Below are 20,569 nucleotides of genomic sequence, written 5' to 3'. Positions count from 1 at the left end.
GGTTTCACTCTCTTGCAAAGCTGAGCCCATGTTGTCGTGATAAACCCAGTACAAACAAGGAACCTTAAATCGGGATAATATCGGATATCAAGCCGTCTTTTGTCCTGACATCGTGATGAGTAAAACCCATATTCAAATTTGGCTCGTTTATCCCATTGCTTAACCCAATCTGAGGTTAAGCCGATATCAATGATCTTCGATTAACGCCTACCTCGATCAACATTATTTCCGATTAATAGCAGAGGGTCAGTTCAGTTACTAGTGCGATATTGTGATGTTATTTTGTGAATGCTCAATTAAGGAGTTTTATATGTTAAGGACTTTGAATCTGTTTTGCGATTCACCGGTTAAACAAAGGATTTATGACCAATTGTCTGTCAAAGGTTTTCTTAACCTTGTCGTATTTGTGTTACTCGTCTCATGGACAAACCTTGTTAACGCTCAGACAACAATACCCAAAACGGATGGTAAGGCCTTCTCCCATGACACAGTCGGCGAGATTGCACGTAAATTGTCGCAGAAACCTTTTATTGAACCTAAACAAGCCCCTGAAGCGCTGACTAAAATAGATTATTCCACCTATCGCCAAATTAATTTCCAGCAAGATGCCGCTATTTGGGGCAATGCACCCACACCTTTTTCTATACAACTATTTGCGCCTGGCTATATCTATAAACAGTTAGTCGACATTGATGTGGTCGAAAACGGTAAATCATTTCCGGTTGCCGTGTCTGAATCATCATTTAGAGTGCCAGATGAGTCAATTGGTCAGTTACTGCAACAAGTCGGTAAATATGCCGGCTTTCGTCTGCATTACCCCATTAATCGCGATGATTATAAAGATGAGTTCTTAGTGTTTCAGGGGGCCAGTTATTTTCGGGGAGTATCTAAAGGGCAAGCTTATGGTTTGTCGACCCGTGGACTAGCCATTAATGTTGCCGATCCTAAAGGCGAAGAATATCCGCTGTTTAAAAAATTCTGGATCGAACGTCCATCAAGCCACCAAAAGGCGATAGTGGTTCATGCGTTGCTTGACAGTGTTAGCGTAACCGGCGCCTATCGTTTTGCTATTTACCCTGGCGATCCAACTCGAATGGGGGTCGATGTAATGCTTTTCCCAAGGCGAGATGTGCAAAATGTGGGTCTGGCGCCGTTAACATCAATGTTTATGCATGGCGGTATAGACCGTGCTGATACAGCTGATTACCGTCCAGCGGTGCATGACTCTGAAGGCTTGCTGATGGAGAAAGGTAATCGTGAGAAAATTTGGCGACCACTGAATAATCCACGGGGATTGCAGGTGAGTTCTTTCATGGACGAAAATCCTAAGGGCTTTGGTCTGATGCAGCCACATCGACAAGTTGATTACTATCAAGATCTTGAAGCCAAATACCATCAACGTCCATCCGCCTGGGTTGAACCAACAGGTGATTGGGGCAAAGGCAGAGTAGAACTGGTTGAGATCCCATCGGATTCGGAGGCCAATGACAATATTGTTGCTTATTGGAAACCAGAAAATGGATTGAAAAAAGATCAGCCATTTGCATATTCATACCAACTCACTTGGGTAGATAATATTCCCAAAACTGAGGGCAAAGTTAAAGTCGTTCGAACGGCTGGTGGTCGTAAGTTATTTACCGATAAAAACGAGATCGTTATCGATTATAGCCATCTTAGTGCAAATGATGTTAGCAACATTAGCGTTGATGCGAGTATCAGTAGTGGCGCGATTTTAGAGGCCCGTATTGAGCCCAATCCTAATGTTGATGGTGCAAGAGTGTTTGTTACTTTTGATCCAGAAGATGCCGATGTAGCTGAATTGCGTGTCCAGCTGAGGAATAACGATAAACCGCTTGGCATGACGTGGTTGTATCGATTTACGTCGGAGGACTGGCCTTTATGATACAACAAGATAATGCTTTGTCGGCGGCAATGACCGAAAAAAATCATCGCAAGCGAGCCTTGCCTGACGAATCGCCATTGGTTATGAATCGTCATGAGGTTTCTGAGGCTGGTCATCGATTGAATTCCAGTCAACAGACTATGTGGTTTAGACTTCGCACGTTTGTTGCCCAATTATTTGTGTTTATGGTCACTGCGGGCTTATCTACTTACGGTATAAGGGAAATGTATTTGGTGCTAAACACCAATAACATTACCAATTTACAGATAGTCTTTTTAGTGTTGTTTAGTATTAACTTTCTTTGGGTTGCTTTTGCTTTCTCGCAGGCCTTATTGGGTTTTCTATTGCATCTCAAGCCGCGGTTAGTAAAAGAGAGCGAAATAGACCCCAGCTTTAAAACGGCTATTTTACTGCCGATTTATAATGAAGATCCACTGCGCATTAGGGCCACAATTGAAGCCATGAGTGCAGATCTCATTGCCACTGCGCCAGGCAAGTATGCTTTCTTTATTCTCAGTGATACTAATCGAGCTAATGCTTGGATTGCTGAAGAGGCTACCTTCTTAGCACTTATCAATAAATATCAACCAGAGTGTCCAGTGTATTATCGTCGTCGTCACCAAAACAGTGAACGTAAAGCCGGTAACATAGGTGACTGGGTGCAACGTTGGGGCGGTGATTATGAAGCCATGATAGTGCTTGATGCTGACAGCATCATGAGCGCAAAGTCGATGGTGACACTGTCACGTCGTTTGGCCGCCGCGCCAGGTGTCGGCCTTATTCAAACCTTGCCGACACTTGTTTTCGCCAATACCCTGTACAGCAGGCTACAACAGTTTGCTAATCAATGTTTTGGTCCCATCTATGCTGCGGGCTTGTCAGCTTGGCATGGTTTGTCTTCAAATTTTTGGGGACACAATGCCATCATTCGCACTAGAGCCTTTGCTGAATCCTGTCATTTGCCTATTCTGCCCGGTAAAGCACCTTTTGGCGGCCATGTATTAAGTCATGATTTTATTGAAGCGGCGCTGCTGCGCCGTGCGGGGTGGGGGGTACGTTTTGATACCGATATTGAGGCTTCATTTGAAGAAGCCCCTCCTTCGTTACTTGATGTGATGATCCGCGATCGACGCTGGTGTCAGGGCAATTTACAGCATTCGGCATTTATGTTCGCCCGAGGTTTTTCCTTGCCAACCCGTTTGCATCTTTTGTCTGGGGTCATGTCCTACCTAAGTGCCATTTTTTGGTTAGCGTTAATTATGGTGGGGCTGGCGATTGCCGTTCAGGCGGCTTTTATTCGCCCTGAGTATTTTGCTAATCCATCGCTGTTTCCAACCTGGCCAGTATTTGACTCTGAGCGCGCGTTAAGTCTGTTTGTGGTTTCAATGGCAATTGTATTGGCCCCCAAAGCCTTCGGCTGGTTTGCTGCGATGATTAATATTCCTCGGTGCTTAAGATTTGGTGGTCCCATCTTGTTAACCTTGAGTACCTTATTCGAAATGGTAATGTCTGCTCTGTATGCGCCAATTCTGATGGTGTCGCAGTTTGGCGTGGTGTTATCTATATTTCGAGGTAAAGACAGTGGCTGGATGCCCCAATCAAGAGATGACGGCGCATTGAGCTGGATACCAGTGATGCGTGCACATCTTGGCCATACTGCGTTTGGTGTTGTACTTGCTTTGACTGCAATGTTGCTAAGTAAGGAGTTGTTTTACTGGTTATTACCAATCACCATAGGGTTGATGTTATCGATCCCACTTTCATGGTTGAGCGGCGGCGCGCGGCGCACGAAATGGATTAAAACCATTGGGTTACTGCGAGCGCCAGAAGAAAAGAAACCAGTTCACATTCTGGTTGAATTGAAAGCCAACCTGGCTAAAATGCCACATCTACAACACATGCATCCGTTCAGTCGACTGGTGAATAATCCACAGTTATTTACATGGCACCTTGCTCAGTTACCTGACTTAGATGAGCAAAAACCGTTGTTTTATGCTCCGAGGATCATTGCCGAGTGGAAATTGGAGCATGCTGAAAGCTTATCGCAATTGGAATCATGGTTAGAACCGGCAGAAGTCATCGCCTTACTCAGCAAAGCGGATTATCTACAAAAGCTGCAAACAATCGGCAAGTAATGTCTGTCCTAGAATTTAGAAGGCCCGAATAACACGTTATTCGGGCCTTCTAAATTCTCAAGCTTAGACTCTAGATGATGATTTCATATCGGCTATTATGCGTTGAGCCATGATGGACTTTACATCATGATTAATTGTTAACCATCACACGTGTTGCAAAATCAGTTGGCCCTGCCAAAATGGCGCGGCCAACTGCCACCAGATCTACTTGCTTGTTCGTTAAAATGGTCTCAATGTAATCAAGGGTTTCAATGCCGCCAACACCAATAACCGCAGCAGCAGTTTTACCTGTTAATGGCGCAGCATCGGCAACTAAAAAGCCTTCGCCGCGGATATCTTTAGGTCTGTTCCAACCGCCAATGCCTGACGACACATTGAGTATTTCCACGCCCGCATCAACTAACCACTGGCTAACTTGGCCCATATCGCTGTGGGATAGGCCTCCTGGGTAACCATCTTGACCGGGAATACGGGTCATTATGGCTAATCTTGGCGCGGCTTGTTTTATCTGACTGACCATCTCTAGCAAGATTCTAGCGCGATTTTTAACACTGCCACCGTATTGGTCTGTACGTTGATTGGTTAGCGGCGATAACCACTGATTGATACCATAACCATGTGCACAATGGATTTCGACTAAATCAAATCCCGCTTTGTCGGCACGAATAGCGCTATTGACGAAGTCTTGCTGCCATATTGCGATATCATCCTGTGTCATGGCGCGCGGTGTGGGTAATACGCGATCGTATGCAGGCACTACAATGCCAGAAGGACCCATAATATCGGTACTAATAGCAGCACTGTCTTTGCCGCCGCAATGGGTAATTTGTAAGCCTGTTTTAACATCCATTTGGTGTAATAGCTTGGCAATTTGACTCAGTCCAGGTAAACAGGCGTCATCATGGGCGCCAAGCTGATTTGCTTCGCTGCGACCAGCTAGATTGACATGGCTATACTCTACCATCACCAAGCCCGCACCAGATTGGGCTAAGCCTTGATAATGGCTAAAGGTTTTCTCGGTGGCTAAACCATTATTGTCTGCCGTTTGGGATGCCATAGGCGGCACTACAACACGGTTTTTTAAGGTTAATCCATTGACTAATGTAAGGGGAGTAAAGCGTACTGCGCTCATTGCAACATCCTAAATATTTAACATAATCAATATGCCAGCAATCAACATAATACTGCCTGCGGTTCGATTGATTATGGTGACCGCATTGGGTGAGGTAAATACATGCTTTGCACTAGAGGCTAAATAAGCATAAGTCAGATTAACAGAACCAAAAGCCAGGGTTGCAGTAGCCAGTATGATAATAACATCGGTCACAACTACTTGGTTCATCGGCACAAAGGCAGGGAAGAAACTGACGTAAAATATTAAGGCTTTAGGATTGCCTAGCGCAATCGCTGTGCCGGTGATGATATTCTTAAGCTGACTGACCTTGGGCGTGGTGGCTAACTGAACGCCCTTTGCTGTGTTTCGCAGCATACTGACGCCAAGCCAGCATAAATACAGCGCACTAGCGTATTTTATTAGCTCAAATGTTGGCCCCATGGCGTTAGCTATTGCCGATAACCCAAACAGTGCTAATAGGATATAAATAAAATCCCCCAGCAATACACCAAAGGTAATGGCAGTACCATGATTAAATCCATTCGAAAATGATCGCGATACCACCGCAAATACAGCCGGACCTGGCACTATGGCTAAAATGAGCATAGTGAAAAACAGCGCGATAACTTGTTGTAATAGCATTATCTCAGTTCAACTCATATTAAGGGACAGGATAACTTAGCAAAATATTTTTGCGATTATAGCGTAAAGTGATGCAGGTAATGAACAGGTTAACGCTAAAGTATCCATCTAATTTTTATTGATTTTTTTATCTCACTTAGGTTTATTCTATCGTTTTTGCATCTGTGTTACATTGCGAAATTAAATTAATCATTTGTTCAGTTGAGTATTGTTGTGAATATTATTTTGTTAACTCATCCTCGCGAAATGTTGCGAGCCAATAATACGGGCAAGTTAGTGTCTCAGGTGTTAGGCGAGCGCGCTCGTGTGGTTGAGTGGCACCGTAAACAGCCTGATGCTGAATTATTACGTTTGATTGCCGCTGGTAAGGTGGGGTTAGTTTTCCCCAGTGATGATAAAAATATTTCGCAAAAAGTATGCGAGATATCTCAAAGACTATTATATTTAGTGCTTATCGATGCAACTTGGCAAGAAGCTCGCAAGATGTTTAATCAAAGTCCATATCTCAAAGCACTACCTAAAGTGTTATTAATTAATTCGCCCAAGTCGATATACCCACTGAGGCGAAACCAAATAGAAGGAGGATTATGTACGGCAGAATGTGTTATACATTTATTGACCGAGTCAGAAAACATAATCGAAGCACAGCAGTTAAGTGAGTTATTGATGACATTTATTGACACTAAGGCCGGTGTTTGAATGGGGAATAAGCGTTAGCCATTATAGATTGATAAATTTGTTGTTTAATCACAAATAATAAAAATACCTAAATTACAACATTCATCGGAGGTTGCTATGTTTAGCACTATTCGCGCTAAATTCTCATTGATATTCATTATATTTGCAGTAGCTTTAGCCATTATGGCCATTACTAATGCCACTCAGAGTCAAAATCAACTAGAGCAGATCCATGAGCTCAGTCGTCAATTTAATCCTGCTATTTCAAGCATTATCAATGGTGATCGCGATTTATATCAAGCTCATTTAAGTGAAGTTCTTTTGCTTAGTAGTGAACTAAGTGCGCAGCAAAGAGATGATCAAATCAGTAATTGGCAAGAGAATGCCGATCAAGCTAAGCAGCGAGTTGCCGAATTTAGCCGTCTGTTAACACTTTACCCAGATGTGGTCAGTGGGCTAAACGGCTTTGATACTCAATATGACAAATGGTTTACGGCCTCGTCGTCGGTAATCAGTGCAGTTAAAGCGGGAGACTATTCCACTGCAAAACAACGTTATAAGGACGTGTCTTTATCTGAGTTTTCAAGATTGCGTGATATTTATAATACGGCCGGCGAGCGTGCCGATGAGCAAGTTAAATTAATCGACCAAAATAATACTCAAACAGCAAAAAATCAGCTAACAATATTATTTACAGTGTCTGGCATTCTGATTATTTTGACCATCTTCTTGGCTTATTACGGCCCTAAAGTGGTGGTGGATAGAATTAATGATGTGAACGATCGTATCACTGATATTAGTCGAGGTGATGGTGATTTAACCCGTCGATTAATCATTAGGCAACATGATGAAATTGGCGAGCTGGCTACAACATTTAATCATTTCATTGATCATTTACAGCAAATGATTATTGCTATCGATAAACAGTCTAATGAGGTTAATACCAGTATTGGACAGCTAGCGGGCAATGCTGCAACTGCCAGCCAAATTAGCCAAGAACAGCATTATTCAGTGGATAGTATTGTCACCGCCGTCAATCAAATGAGCTCAGCGGTTCGTGAAGTGGCTAAAAATGCATTGGATACCGCATCTGAAATTAATAATGTGAATGATCAGACGGTTGAAGGTAAACGCATTCTGTCGTTGTCTATCGATAATATTCAACAACTGTCGACGTCTGTTCAAAATGCTGTGGTGGTTATTCAAGCCTTGTCGACTAATTCGTCACAAATTGCGTCGGTTCTTGATGTGATCCGCGGTATTGCAGAGCAAACCAACTTGCTGGCGTTAAATGCGGCAATTGAAGCGGCTCGCGCTGGTGAGCAAGGTCGTGGATTTGCGGTGGTTGCTGATGAGGTACGAACCTTGGCCAGCCGAACAGAGCGATCAATTCAAGATATTCAGAATATGATTGAGCAGCTGCAACGTGGTGTTAACGATGCCGTTCATACCATTGAAGCGGGTGCGAGTTTAACCGCGACTACGGTCGAGTTATCTTCACAAACACGAATTTCCCTTGATTTAATTTTGCAAGCCACAGCCAAAGTGACCGATATGTCGACTCATACCGCTGCGGCAACTGAACAACAAACCCATGTAACCGAGGAGATTAATCGTAATCTAACTGAGTTATCTGATAAAACCCGTCATTGCAATGATGTGATTGCTGAAAACCAACAAATTGCGCTAAAAACAGCTTCAGTGTGTCAATCATTACGCTCAGAAGTGGCTCGCTTTAAGGTTGTTTAACACGAGATTGAATTGAGAGTGTAACGTTATAAAAATGGCTTAATGTAATCAACATTAAGCCATTTTTCGTTAGATCTTTTGAATATAATGATTTATTTTACTTGTTGATACTCAAAGGTTTTACGTAAGCGTATGTCTGCAACCGATGCGCCAATCATCACTTCAAATGTGCCAGATTCTGCTAGCCAATCATTGGTGTTAACGTCCCAAAATGATAAATCACGTTGAGTTAAGGTAAAGCTAGCTGTTTTAGTTTCGCCAGCTTTTAACCACAGTTTATCAAAACCTTTTAGCTCTTTAATGGGGCGTGGGACGCTAGCTTTGACATCGTGTAAATACAGTTGAGCCACTTCTGCACCATCGACTTTACTGGTGTTAGTAATATCGACTTTGACTGTGATGGTGTCGTCGCCTGCAATACTCGCACTTGATAGGCTAATGTTTTGGTAACTAAATTTGCTGTAAGACAAACCATGACCAAAAGCAAACAAAGGCTTAATTTTTTGTTGCTCAAACCAGCGATAACCAATAAACACACCTTCGGAATATAACGACTCAGTTGCATTGTAATCATTTAACGCAATAGGTGCGGTATCGATGAGTTTTTTAGGCAAGGTTATCGGCATTTTACCGCTCGGATTAGTATCACCAAATAACATGTCGGCATAGGCGTTGCCTGCTTCCATGCCACCATACCAGCCCCAAACAAGCGTACTTGCGCTATCGGCCCATGGCATTTCAACCGCCGAACCGCCAATCATAAACACGATTGTGTTGGGATTTGCTTTCAGCAGTTTGGCAATAACCTCATCTTGCTGACCGGGTAAGATCATGTCTGGACGATCAATTGATTCTCGGTCATCGGCATGGCTTAAGCCTGCAAAATAAAATACTGCATCTGCCTTCTTCGCCGCGGCTAAATATTCTTTTTCGCTATTGTACAAGCTGTTGGGTGTTTCCCAGCCCAAGGTGGCTTGTTGGTCGCCCTGATAGCGTAAGCTAACAGCATAGGTTTCGCCTGCTGTTAACTTTATTGCTTTAGTGATGATGCTATCTGACTGTGCCGTGGTTGAGGTTAATAAAGGTTTATCATTGATAAATAGAGCAATGTTTCCGTCTGCTTTGATATTAAAGCTATGGCTACCGCTTTCGATTGGTTTAAGGTTGGCTTTTATCTCCACAAATTGACGTTGGCCTTTTGCATCAAACTGCGGATCGGCAATCCAAGATTCACTGGCAAGCTTGGTCATTGCTTTATCAGTATAATAGTTAATTTGCCAAGACGGGGTGCCAGTCCAATGACGAGTAGTGAGATAGTCATTAGGAATAGGCATAAACTTGCTGCTGGCAGCTCGCATTAGGGTAATATCAACCTTGTTACCTAGTTTGGCTTTTAATCCCTCTAGCGGGCTAATTTCATATAAGGTTTTAACCTCGGATGAACCTCCACCAAAGCCATGACGCTTGTCGGCATTGGGGCCTAAGACTAATACTCGTTTAAGTTTGTTGGCGTTCAATGGCAGGATATTGCTGTCATTTTTGAGTAGCACTATGCCATTGGCTGCAATAGTGCGAGCATCATCACGATGTGCCTGAGTATTACGCTCGCCCGATAGGCGCTGCTTATCCATCATGCCGATACTGAGTTCTAATCGTAAAATACGACGAACTTTGTCATCTAACACCGCTACTGGGATTTTGCCTGCATTAATCATTTCCAGTAATGGCTTGGCAAAAAAGTAGTCGTCAAAATCAGCGACATCGGTGCCCATCTCAATATCAAGACCGTTCATTGCAGCATCATAAGTGTTTATGTCGACATTCCAGTCAGTTAATAACACCCCTTGAAAACCCCATTCGCCTTTTAATATTGTATTAACTAAATGTGCGCTTTGGTTGGCATTCGTGCCGCGAAACTCGTTATATGAGCCCATAATAGAATGGACATTGGCTTGTTTTACTGCCGCTTCAAATGCAGGTAAATACACTTCACGAAGTGTGCGTTCATCAGGTTTGGCATTCACTCCAGTGCGGTTGAGCTCTTGAGTATTTAACGCATAATGTTTTACGGTTGCACCGACATCATTAGCTTGAATCGCAAGCACTTCAGGTACCACTAGACTGGCAACTAAAAATGGGTCTTCTCCCATGTATTCAAAGTTACGCCCATACAATGGCAATCTTGCTAGGTTAACACCAGGACCAAGAATAAGGTCTTTATTACGATGACGCGCCTCTGCACCTAAAATATTGCCGTGCAGGCTGGCCATGTTTGGGTCCCAGCTGGCGGCTACTGCGGTTAATGGTGGTAAATAAGTGGAATAATCGTTATTCCAGCCAGCAGGTGCCCATGAATTACGGTCAATTTCATAACGCACGCCGTGTGGGCCGTCAGACATCCACATTTCATGTATACCTAAGCGTTCAATGGCTGGGATGTGAAACTTGCCCGCAGCATGCACTAATGACACTTTTTCAGCCAATGTCAGCTGTGGTAATAAGCGGTTAACCTCGTCTTCGACTTGGCTGATACGATCGCCAATACGCAACTTCTCGCTATCGGATAATACTGTTAATGCATGCAGTGTTTCAGGCGTAATATTAGGGTGTTCGGCAAGCGCTGCTGGACTGATGGTGACAACACTGCACATCAACAGGGCGCTATAAAGAGGGCTTAAGGTGGTGCTAGACGCACTGTTTTGTGGCTTATTTTTATGGCGAATAGGCATTATTATCCCAAGAGGATTAACCATAACGTGTTCCTTATGTTATTGAAAATTTATAAAAATATTAGTGGTGAGCCGACCTGAACTAGGATTTGCATCAATGTCAGTTTGTGGGTTTACTATGGTTGAATGTAATAAGTTACCGGGGTAAATCACTAGGCGATTTGGGCGATATTTGATTTGATGATACAAGCTGTAATGCTCGTCGCTGGCAACAAAATAACTGGCTGGTGTTTGGGTTTTGCTGTCGAGAAACGGCTGCGCTTTGGTAAAATAGTCTTCGATATTTTCCGCCGTTATCCGCTCAAGATCGGTGAGGTTATGCCTAAAAAAGCCTGTGTTGCCATGTTGACCATCGTTAAGATAATGCAAAATGGCAAAGTAATGCGGGTTTGTCGCATCGAAGTGAGGCAAACATTGCAGTGGAGCCAAGGTTTCTGGCTGTTTGTCGATTAATGAATAGACATATTGCTGCGGCTTTAATCGTAATGATGCTGGAATGCGATAAACCTCGTAGATCAGTTTGTACAGCGCATTGAGAACCTCGATAACATATTGCTTGGGCAATGATGTACGACATCCTGGGTAGTATGAGCCTTTATCTTGACGGAATGTGCTGTCATTGACCGCAATAGCGATCAACTGAGCGATATCTTCAGCAAAATTATCAATCACAATCACAGGTGTTTGTTGTTGGCCAATCAATTGCACCTGCGGTGCAATATGATTGACCTTGATAATGGGCTTGGTTGTTGCTGATACAGACATCAGGATTAGCCCTGCATCGCCGTTGATTTACAATAATGCTGCACAAAATCATGGTGTACAGGCAAGGTATCAACTTTGCGTTTTACGGTGGCTTTAATGCTGTTTAAAAAGCTTTGTAATTCAGCATCGTCCATCATGTCGACAATTGGATGGTACGCTTTAGGTTGTAGACCTTGGCCCATCATAACTTGGATCCATGAGCTCTCACCAAACAGCTCACTGCCGTATTTGTAGACTTTGCCTGATTGGCTAAACATGTCGATACGATGTTGTAATGACGCTGGGATCGGCATGTTTTTGCAATATCGCCAAAAGCGGCTGTCTTCACGGTCAGTGACTTTGTAATGCAAAATAATAAAGTCGCGAATGTTGTCTAATTCAATCTTGGTTTGTTGATTAAATTCATCAATGTCGGCTTGAATTATCCCTTGAGATGGGAACAGTTGCAGTAAGCGGACAATGCTTCGTTGGATCATATGAATGCTGGTTGACTCTAGCGGCTCTAAAAATCCCGCTGATAAGCCAATGGCAATACAGTTTTTATTCCAATGTTGACGACGCGTACCGGTTTTGAACTTAATGACTCTAGGCTTATTGATTGGTTGGCCTTCAATATTGTTGAGTAACAGTTCGGTGGCATCGGCATCAGAGAGGTACTTGCTGCAAAATACTAAGCCATTACCAGTACGAGTTTGCAACGGAATGCGCCATTGCCAGCCAGATTCACGGGCAATTGAACGTGTGTAAGGTATGGGGTTTTGCACGGCTTCGGTTTGTACGGCAATAGCACTGTCGCACGGTAACCAATGACTCCAGTCTTCAAAACCAGAGTTTAAGGTTTGCTCAATGAGTAAGGCTTTAAAACCAGTACAGTCGATAAATAAATCACCTTCGATGAACTCACCATTTTCAAGTTGTAATGCGCGAATATTGCCCGTGTCTTCATGTTGCAAAACATCGGCTATCTTGCCTTCAATGCGCCTCATTCCATGTTGCTCAGCAAATTTTCGCAGAAACTTGGCGTAAAGACTGGAGTCCATGTGGTAAGCATGGTTGTAATCTTGATTGGGCAGCACAGCAAAACGGCCTTGGCGAGCGGCTAAATGTTCGGTGCAGTAATCACCAATTTCGCTGACCATGTTTTTTTGTTGGCCTTTAAGCCAAAAGTGCTGAAAACCACAGGCCCAGCAGTCTTTGCCTAAAAAGCCAAATGAATGCAAATAGTCTTTATTAACATCATGCCAGTTTTCAAATTGGATGCCGAGTTTAAAGGTGGCATTGGTAGCAGCCATCACATCTTGCTCTTTTAATCCCAGTAAACGATGAAAGATATGCAGGGTAGGGATGGTAGCTTCACCGACACCAATAGTGCCGATTTCATCTGATTCGACTAAGACAATATCAAGATTTTTGCCCAATAGTTTGCTGAAGGCGGCAGCGGCCATCCAGCCAGCGGTACCACCACCGGCAATCACTACTTTTTTGACTGTTTTATTCATCTTGAGCGTCCTGTTTGATGTCTTGCTGTTCGCAGCATTATCGTTTTAATTTGTTGATTAAATCTGCGCGTAACTTACGGGCGTTGAGTTCATCTAATGGCTTGGTTAACATGCCTTTAGCTTGGTCTGGTATATGGCTGTCATCAATATCGTCGTGGTTAAAAATGTAATGTTCAAAAAGTGCTTTCCACGCTTGGCGTTGTGCTTTAGGTAATGATCGAAGGCTTAGCATGCTGTGAAGCAGGGCATTGTTGGGTCTGCCTAAATAGCCTGGTGTGTCACGCCACCAATGGGTAATGAGTACGTTAAAGTCGTCAACTCCGCGCACGTGATGCCACCACATGCTGGGAATAAACAACACATCACCCGGATTCAGTTGTGCGGTCAATGATGCCGCAAGTGCCTGCTTAAACTTAGGAAAACGCTCGAAGTCCGGTTCTGCAAAATCTACCATGCTGATGTCTTGTCCACCTGGAGCGAATTCCATTGGGCCGACATATAAATTGCTGATTTGCTCAGGCGGAAATAAGGTGAAAGTGCGTTTCCCCACAGCGTTACACGCGAGATTGAGCGGAAAATCAAAATGCGCAGCTACCTTGGTTTGGTTACCAAGCCAAATACTCGTCAATGGTTGCGTTGGCGATAAATCTAAACTGTTTTGTTCACCCAGCCCCGGCAGACATTGGTGTATGTCTGTTGAGCCCATGTAGATCCCCGCAGGTGCTTGGCTGGCATTTTCTTGTTTTAAGCGGCTTAATAATTGGTTAAAATCCAGGCGACCTGCTTGGTAATTAAAACCATTAACCTCTTGATTGTAAAATACCCGTCCATGTTGCTCGTGGGGTAGATAATATGCGGTCACCGCCGAGCCTTGATAAAATTGACACAGATAATCCATTGCCTTGTCTGCTGACTCAAGACCCGCTTGGACTAAAGGCCAGTGATGGCATAGGCCTTTAAATACCATGGGCTTATCTGCATGCTCAATATGAGCGAGCACTTGCTCTAAGGTCCAACCGCTTACGCTGTCGACAGCTTGTGTCGAGTGAGCTTGTATCGGCTCTGATAGGTTTGGATTTGTATTGTGGCTCACCATTATCGATTAACCTTGAGCATTTTTAAGGTTAAGTAGCTCGCGAACTTTGCTTTGCGATGCCAGAGCCATATAAATGGCTTGTAAATAACCTTGCTGATGCAAAGTGCCTAGCACTTCTGCAGATAACGCGGCTAGGGTGTTTTCATTAATGGTATAAAAACCAATCATTTGATGTTTTTGGCCATTGTCTAGTTCGAGGTCTAAGGTAAACGATTCCAGTAACTCATGCTCAATTAATACGTCGATAAAACGATTACTGTCACTGAGCCCATGATGAATCGCTTCAAGCATTTCACCGACTTCATCTAATAAAGGCGTGTTACCACCATAAGGAAAAAACAGCGCTTCACCGTCATTATGGCTTACTCTTGGGTGGTCTAAATCGATGTGAATAACTCGTTGCTGACGCTCAATGCCATCTTCTTGAACGGTTTGTTGTCCTATCAAAAACGGCTGGCGACGCACACTCAGAGGAATATAAGATGCATTCCAACCAGCGTCAGATAAAAACAGATTCTCATTTTGCTTAAAACCAAATAATGCCACCGCATAAAACTGGCCAGTGGTAGCGTCTTTATGAAAGAAAATAGGGTAATGAGCTTGAATGCTACGAAATTCTTGCGGAAAGGTTAAGCCGAACCAAAGATTATCGCCTAACGCACTAGAACGGGTAGTGATAACCTTAAGGTCTTTGTGATCGATGCTATTTAGTAATACATGTTGGCTCATTTTGATGTCCTATCTTGTTCGTTCAAATACGTTATGTAGTTATGATTATTGTAGGTGATCTTAGTTAGTCGTTTGATATTAGCTGTCTGCCATCCTAGCAACCCATCTGAGTTAATCTAGATTACAGCTTAGCAAATCCATATTGCACGACTTTGGCTAGCAAATCGCGATTGCTCAGTAAGCTTTTACTTAATACCTGAGTGCGTTGCTGATTATCATTAAACAGTTGCTGTGCCTGTTGTTGCATTGATGGTTTTACATGGCTGGGTAATTGAGTATTAAAACCCATACCATAGAGCACATATTGAAAACTGGCAGCCGGAAATAAGGCTTCTTTATAGCTAATATCGTGTTGGTTTGGCACTTGATAGCGCCATAATTCAAGTTGCGCTTGCAGACTATCGGGTATTGATTGCTTATCGCGATGATCGCGCCAATAGCTGTCAACTTCACGTTGGCTTATTACATAGTGCAGCTTTAAAAAGTCGATAATTTGTTGCCAGTGCAGTTGATAGCGCTGATTAACCCTTGCCGCAATCGTATCCATCACTTGGCGATTGGAGGGGAGTTGTTGGGCTAGGGTAGCTGCTGTCCATTCAATTAACGCTAATGCTGAGGCTTCTAGCGGTTCGATAAATCCTGCAGCCATGCCAATGGCAATACAGTTATTTTGCCAGCATTTGGCTCTATAGCCTGGATTGAACGATAATTTTCGTGGCGTTAGTTTGTCTGCCGTGGCGCTATCAAGCCCTAAATAAGTTAATAGGCTTTGCTCGGCGTCAGCGTCATTAGTATGGCTTGATGAATACACATACCCCACGCCCTTGCGTGTCGGCAAGCCTATGTCCCAAATCCAGCCATTTTGCTGAGCCGTTGAATGAGTACAAGATGCGATAGGGCTGTCTGCTTGTTCATAAGGTACCTGTACAGCAAGGGCGCTATCATTAAATAACACTGACTTTTGAGATAAAAATGGTACTTGTAAATGCTCACCTAATAACAGTGATTTAGTGCCAGTACAGTCGATAAATAATTGTCCGTGGATTTCACCATGTGCTGCAGTGATCACTTTGGCTATATCACCATTATCATGATTAATAATATGACTGACATGATCACGAATATGAGTAACGCCAAGCTTTTGGGTGCAATGTTCGCTTAACATCTGGCTAAATTTGCCAGCATTAAGGTGGTAGCCGTAATTATTTTGAAAATGATATTGCGCTGATGCAATGGTTTTGGGCGCTAATCCAAGTTGAGTCAACACTGCTTGACTACTGACCGCCTCAGCAAAGCTGACTTGATCTGCATGGGGCAACCAAAATGGGCATAAGTCGAGTTCTTGGTGACCGTGAGGCAGGCTAAAAGGGTGTAAATAGCTGTTTGACTGAGTCGGCGCTTTGCTGTCGTCACCTTTACTTGGGTCATTGCGCCAATCAATAAATCTTGAACCTTGCTTAAAGCTTGCGTCACAGCAGCGAATAAACTGGTTTTCATCAATGCCGATTTTGCTCAAAGTTGAACGCATCGAAGGCCAAGTGCCTTCTCCTACGCCAATGGTGGCAACATCTGGTGATTCAATAAGGGTAATGTTGAGCTTAGGAGAGTGGGCCAGGACACCTTTGTCGACATTATGCTCTGCAGCCAGTAATCCAGCGGTTATCCAACCGGCTGTACCGCCACCAACAATGACTATTTGGGTGATTGGTTTATGCATTATCTCTACCTACGCCTTTGGCACTATTGTTATTATTAAGTTGTTATCAATATTTTTATTGCAGATTTTATTATGTTGAAGTCTCATCATAAGTAGAATTTAGAAAAATGTAACCACTTAATACGTATTGGTTATTCATCTTCTCTTAGCAATGTTTTTAGCTCTTATAAGCAGCATAAAAATAGTAACGTCCTTGTTACTCAATATGTTGCAATAAAAAGAGGTGACAAATTACGTGCACCTCAACGACCTAAAAGGGAAACTTATATGGATAACACCTAACACTGAGCGTGTTAGGCACCATAATATAAGGTTAAATCATTGAGCTAAGTGGTGCTTAGCTCAATATTGCTAACGTTATTCACTTAGAAGGTGTAACGAGCACCTAAGCTATAACGTGCGCCGGTTTCAGTCAGGTTTAACACTTGCTCTTCAGCACGGCCGTGAACACGGACGTACTCTTCTGTAATGTTAAGTCCTTCGAAAAACACGGTTAAGCCTTCAACTGATTCGATATCATAACTAACAGACAAATCGATTTGTGAGTAGGCTTCAGTATACTTAGGGTTTGCCCCAGTATCCTGACCACGTGAGTTTAAGAACTCATCACGCCAGTTATAAGCAACACGAGCTTGGAAACCATAGTTTTCATAAACTAAGACTGCGTTAGCGGTATCACTAATGCCGATAAGTGCTGATTGGTCTGCTAATGAGTAGTTGTTGTAGGCTTCATCACTATTAACCAAGGTATAGTTGGCTATGACACCAAAACCCGTTTCACCGAAGAAATGTTGCGCAGCAAATTCCCAACCATCGATCACCGACTTACGTGGGCTGTTTGATGGGGTATCGATATTGAAGGTCAATAGATCATCATTATTTGCAGCACTACCGGCGATAGTTTGATTAGCAACATCTACCGCAGCATTGTCAGCATAGTTTGCGAAAATATAATCACGAACAGCCCCAGCTTCGGTTGTACCCGTTGCTGCCACAGCAGCTTTATATAAATCACCAGATGCTGGGTTATAAATACCGTTAGTCGTTTTAACAATACCATTGCTAATGAAGTTTGCAGTATCCTTGCGGAAATAACCTACAGACACATAGCTTGACGGTGCGTAGTACCACTCTGCCGAGAAGTCGATATTTTCCGATTCTAATGGCAATAGTGTTGGGTTACCTGCAGATCCACCACCATTAGTTCGGTTTGCGAGAGTTGCTAATACCGTACCGCCTTGGATATCTGTGTAGTTAGGGCGCCCAATGGTTTCGCTATAAGCTGCACGTAAGATCACATCTTCAACCACTTCAATGTTGAAGTTGAAACTAGGAAGTAAGTAGTCGTAATCACCCGTTTTAGTTTCAAATACTTGTTCACCGGTGGCAGCAAGTGCTATTTCAGTTTCTGCAATCCAAACAGCGCCATCATAGCCCGCTACTGCAGCTGTTGATGTCACGTCAGTTTTTTCATAACGCAAACCAAAGTGAACATCATATGGCATGCCGGCAATTTCATTGTCGTAGTTGTACTGGACGTAAACAGCTTGTGACTCTTCTTCAGTATAACGGTCTGTTTGAGCCGCATAATTAGTAGAAGGACAGAAACCATTACCACAATCACCACTAACAGAAGAGGTGTAATTAGCTGCTGAGAAGTCACGAACAGCAGCAAAGTCCCACATGAAGATGGTATTTAAAATGTCAAAGTTGCCATCAGCGAGTGAGAAGTCACCACCATTGGCATCAAATTTGTCAGTAATCGTATCGGCTGGGAACCATGATTCGTCGAAATCACCAGCAGAACCTACACCACCCCAATCGTTACGTTGTACGTCAACTTGCTGAGAGTGATTGTTGACATTAGTAAGCTCAACACCAAAGTCGATACTACCTGCGTCTTCAAACAAGTACTCGCCATCAAACTGATATTGATCAATTTCAGATTTGTTGCGCGCATTAGAGAAGTTAGAACCAGTAAGTAACATGTCTGCAGGAGTCACAGCATTACCACCACCAACCGCAAGCACTGGTAAATCACCGCTAAAGTCAGTAGCCGCGCTGGTACGTATAAATGCAGCGGTACTTAAATTGTTGCTAGAACCATAAATGTTATTGGGTTTAAATTCGGCCGTTGAGTTATGTGCATCGAAAGTCAGTTTTAAATTATCTGTTGCTTGCCATTCAATGTTAAAGCCTAATGAGCCACTCTCGTTACGAACACCAAAATCGCCAGCTGCCATCGATAAGTCTACAGGTGAGCCGTAAGTTTCAGAATAAATGAGCGGTGATGCGACTGGGCCGTCACTCCACACGTTTTCAGATGGTACAAAGTTAAACCAAGCAGATACATCATGAGATTGAGTGTCGATATCGTTACGCATGTAGGTATAGTCTAGGCTGGTGACTATGCTATCTACTGGGCTGTACTGTAAAACTAACTGGCCATTGGTACGAGTACGTTGTTGCTCTTCAAAACGATAAACGGTTGTCTGCGGCACTGAGTAAATATCATCATCACCAGGACGGTTTACTTGAGTGTCGTCTTTAGCGACACCGCCCCATTGACTATTGTTGTCATCTGTACCAGCAAAACTACGCCAGCCTGTACCAACTTGCGCTTGTTGGTTACCGCTTTCGCGTTCTTGATAACTGGCCGATAGCGAAATACCAAATTTGTCGTCAGCAAAAGTATTTGAATATAAACCGGACAATTCTGGTGTCATTGAGCCTTTATCTGTTGATTTATCATCAACAGCTTTTACCCCAAATGTAGCTTTCAATCCAGGAGAGCTAAATGGTTTGTGAGTCAAAATATTGATAGTAGAACCGATACCACCAGTGGAGTTTGACGCTGAGCTCGTTTTATATACTTCAACACCGCTAATACTTTCAGATGCGATATTGGCAAAATCAAATGAGCGCGAGCCAGTCGTTACTGGCATTTGACGACCATTGAGGGTGATCAAGTTGTAGTCTGGGCCAAAACCACGCACGGACACTTTGCTGCCTTCACCGTTAGAACGGTCAATTGATACACCAGTAATACGTTGTAATGATTCTGCTAGGTTGGTATCTGGAAACTTACCAATGTCTTCAGCAGAAATAGAGTCGACGACACCACTTGATGAACGTTTAACGTCCATTGATTTAATTAAACTGCCACGAATACCTGTAACTTGGAGTACTTCAATATTCTCATCACCAGCTTCATCAGCTGCGTAGGCAGGTAACATACTGCTTACACCAAGCACTAGCGATAAACTGGTCGCTAGCTTGGTTTTTGTAAATTTTGTTGTTTTCATCTAGGAAATCCCCATTGACTAGATTTTGCTTCTCTCAATATTGCGGGTTAGGCGCAAATCGTTTTTTTAATTCTCCATCAACGCTGTAGTCATTATTTATAATGGTTATGTTATAAAACAGCTAATGTAAGCGCTTACATAAAACTAGTGTAAATTGTGACCGCCGTCAACAAAAACAAGTTTTAAATATTACATTTCATTAACCATAATAAGAAGCTATTCAAGGTTTGTTTTGTTAGTTATTGTTTAGTAGGCTTTTTATTTTATATTAACATTTCAAATAAAAATGTAAGCGCTTTCTTTTGTTGGTTGAATTGTTACCACTTAGGTTGGGTTTTATCCGTTTTTGAGAACAAGTAAGGTTATTCTAGACTAACTTTCTAGCGCGTTAATATTTTGTTGCATGTTGCGACAGTGAATTGATGTGGTTGTTGCTTATGGTGTTAGGGTTTATTTCAGTGTTATCGATAACCAAAGTATGAGTCATTAAGATGCATGTGAATGTCCC

The 20,569-nt window shown here is 43.0% G+C and carries 13 protein-coding genes; 4 read left to right on the top strand and 9 right to left on the bottom strand.

All coding sequences use genetic code 11. From position 1 onward, the window contains the following. Positions 1 to 310: 310 nt before the first annotated feature. Both H5123_RS18260 and mdoH read left to right on the top strand, forming a co-directional pair. Positions 311 to 1,903, top strand: a complete 1,593-nt coding sequence (locus tag H5123_RS18260; RefSeq protein WP_182698879.1) for a glucan biosynthesis protein G — start codon at positions 311 to 313, stop codon at positions 1,901 to 1,903. Beyond that, complete coding sequence (mdoH, locus tag H5123_RS18255; protein WP_259395699.1) at positions 1,900 to 4,038, top strand: glucans biosynthesis glucosyltransferase MdoH; 2,139 nt, start codon at positions 1,900 to 1,902, stop codon at positions 4,036 to 4,038. Before H5123_RS18260 ends, mdoH begins: the two co-directional genes overlap by 4 nt. Positions 4,039 to 4,168: 130 nt before the next feature. On the opposite strand, the gene H5123_RS18250 is transcribed toward mdoH, so the two are convergent. Then, complete coding sequence (locus H5123_RS18250) at positions 4,169 to 5,170, bottom strand: NADH:flavin oxidoreductase (protein WP_182698878.1); 1,002 nt, start codon at positions 5,168 to 5,170, stop codon at positions 4,169 to 4,171. Between the two features lie 9 nt (positions 5,171 to 5,179). After that, positions 5,180 to 5,794, bottom strand: coding sequence for a LysE family translocator (locus H5123_RS18245; protein WP_182698877.1), 615 nt, complete (start codon positions 5,792 to 5,794; stop codon positions 5,180 to 5,182). Positions 5,795 to 6,007: 213 nt separating this feature from the next. Between H5123_RS18245 and H5123_RS18240 the strand changes: the two genes are divergently transcribed. Both H5123_RS18240 and H5123_RS18235 read left to right on the top strand, forming a co-directional pair. Then, positions 6,008 to 6,493: a DTW domain-containing protein gene (locus H5123_RS18240; RefSeq protein WP_124016245.1), complete on the top strand. Its 486-nt coding sequence runs from the start codon at positions 6,008 to 6,010 to the stop codon at positions 6,491 to 6,493. Between the two features lie 96 nt (positions 6,494 to 6,589). Next, a complete protein-coding gene (locus tag H5123_RS18235; protein ID WP_182698876.1) occupies positions 6,590 to 8,221 on the top strand; it encodes a methyl-accepting chemotaxis protein in 1,632 nt (543 codons plus the stop codon). A gap of 92 nt (positions 8,222 to 8,313) precedes the next feature. On the opposite strand, the gene H5123_RS18230 is transcribed toward H5123_RS18235, so the two are convergent. From H5123_RS18230 to H5123_RS18200, 7 genes are all read right to left on the bottom strand, one after another. Further along, on the bottom strand, positions 8,314 to 10,974 hold the full coding sequence (locus H5123_RS18230; protein ID WP_259395698.1) for a glycoside hydrolase family 3 protein: 2,661 nt from the start codon (positions 10,972 to 10,974) through the stop codon (positions 8,314 to 8,316). A 15-nt stretch (positions 10,975 to 10,989) separates the two neighbouring features. Further along, on the bottom strand, positions 10,990 to 11,715 hold the full coding sequence (locus H5123_RS18225; protein WP_182698875.1) for a DUF6445 family protein: 726 nt from the start codon (positions 11,713 to 11,715) through the stop codon (positions 10,990 to 10,992). 5 nt (positions 11,716 to 11,720) lie between these two features. Next, positions 11,721 to 13,214 carry a tryptophan halogenase family protein gene (locus tag H5123_RS18220; protein ID WP_182698874.1) on the bottom strand — a complete coding sequence of 498 codons (1,494 nt, stop codon included), beginning with the start codon at positions 13,212 to 13,214 and terminating at the stop codon, positions 11,721 to 11,723. 37 nt (positions 13,215 to 13,251) lie between these two features. Continuing rightward, the gene (locus H5123_RS18215; protein WP_310736152.1) at positions 13,252 to 14,271 is read right to left on the bottom strand and encodes a cupin-like domain-containing protein; all 1,020 of its coding nucleotides are present in this window, start codon (positions 14,269 to 14,271) and stop codon (positions 13,252 to 13,254) included. Between the two features lie 45 nt (positions 14,272 to 14,316). Then, positions 14,317 to 15,039, bottom strand: a complete 723-nt coding sequence (locus tag H5123_RS18210) for a SapC family protein (protein WP_124016240.1) — start codon at positions 15,037 to 15,039, stop codon at positions 14,317 to 14,319. Positions 15,040 to 15,160: 121 nt separating this feature from the next. Continuing rightward, positions 15,161 to 16,756: a tryptophan halogenase family protein gene (locus H5123_RS18205; RefSeq protein WP_182698872.1), complete on the bottom strand. Its 1,596-nt coding sequence runs from the start codon at positions 16,754 to 16,756 to the stop codon at positions 15,161 to 15,163. Positions 16,757 to 17,121: 365 nt separating this feature from the next. Then, complete coding sequence (locus tag H5123_RS18200; RefSeq protein ID WP_124016238.1) at positions 17,122 to 20,061, bottom strand: TonB-dependent receptor; 2,940 nt, start codon at positions 20,059 to 20,061, stop codon at positions 17,122 to 17,124. Positions 20,062 to 20,569: the final 508 nt, after the last annotated feature.

The sequence above is a fragment of the Shewanella sp. SR43-4 genome (assembly GCF_014163845.1).
GTDB classification, from domain to species: Bacteria; Pseudomonadota; Gammaproteobacteria; order Enterobacterales; family Shewanellaceae; genus Shewanella; species Shewanella vesiculosa.
This window is presented reverse-complemented; position numbering and strand designations above follow the sequence as displayed.

Excerpts from the sequence above, each read along its gene's own strand:
- H5123_RS18260 (WP_182698879.1), top strand. The coding sequence starts at position 311 with ATGTTAAGGACTTTGAATCTGTTTTGCGATTCACCGGTTAAACAAAGG.
- mdoH (WP_259395699.1), top strand. The coding sequence starts at position 1,900 with ATGATACAACAAGATAATGCTTTGTCGGCGGCAATGACCGAAAAAAAT.
- H5123_RS18250 (WP_182698878.1), bottom strand. The coding sequence starts at position 5,170 with ATGAGCGCAGTACGCTTTACTCCCCTTACATTAGTCAATGGATTAACC.
- H5123_RS18245 (WP_182698877.1), bottom strand. The coding sequence starts at position 5,794 with ATGCTATTACAACAAGTTATCGCGCTGTTTTTCACTATGCTCATTTTA.
- H5123_RS18235 (WP_182698876.1), top strand. The coding sequence starts at position 6,590 with ATGTTTAGCACTATTCGCGCTAAATTCTCATTGATATTCATTATATTT.
- H5123_RS18230 (WP_259395698.1), bottom strand. The coding sequence starts at position 10,974 with ATGGTTAATCCTCTTGGGATAATAATGCCTATTCGCCATAAAAATAAG.
- H5123_RS18225 (WP_182698875.1), bottom strand. The coding sequence starts at position 11,715 with ATGTCTGTATCAGCAACAACCAAGCCCATTATCAAGGTCAATCATATT.
- H5123_RS18220 (WP_182698874.1), bottom strand. The coding sequence starts at position 13,214 with ATGAATAAAACAGTCAAAAAAGTAGTGATTGCCGGTGGTGGTACCGCT.
- H5123_RS18210 (WP_124016240.1), bottom strand. The coding sequence starts at position 15,039 with ATGAGCCAACATGTATTACTAAATAGCATCGATCACAAAGACCTTAAG.
- H5123_RS18205 (WP_182698872.1), bottom strand. The coding sequence starts at position 16,756 with ATGCATAAACCAATCACCCAAATAGTCATTGTTGGTGGCGGTACAGCC.
- H5123_RS18200 (WP_124016238.1), bottom strand. The coding sequence starts at position 20,061 with ATGAAAACAACAAAATTTACAAAAACCAAGCTAGCGACCAGTTTATCG.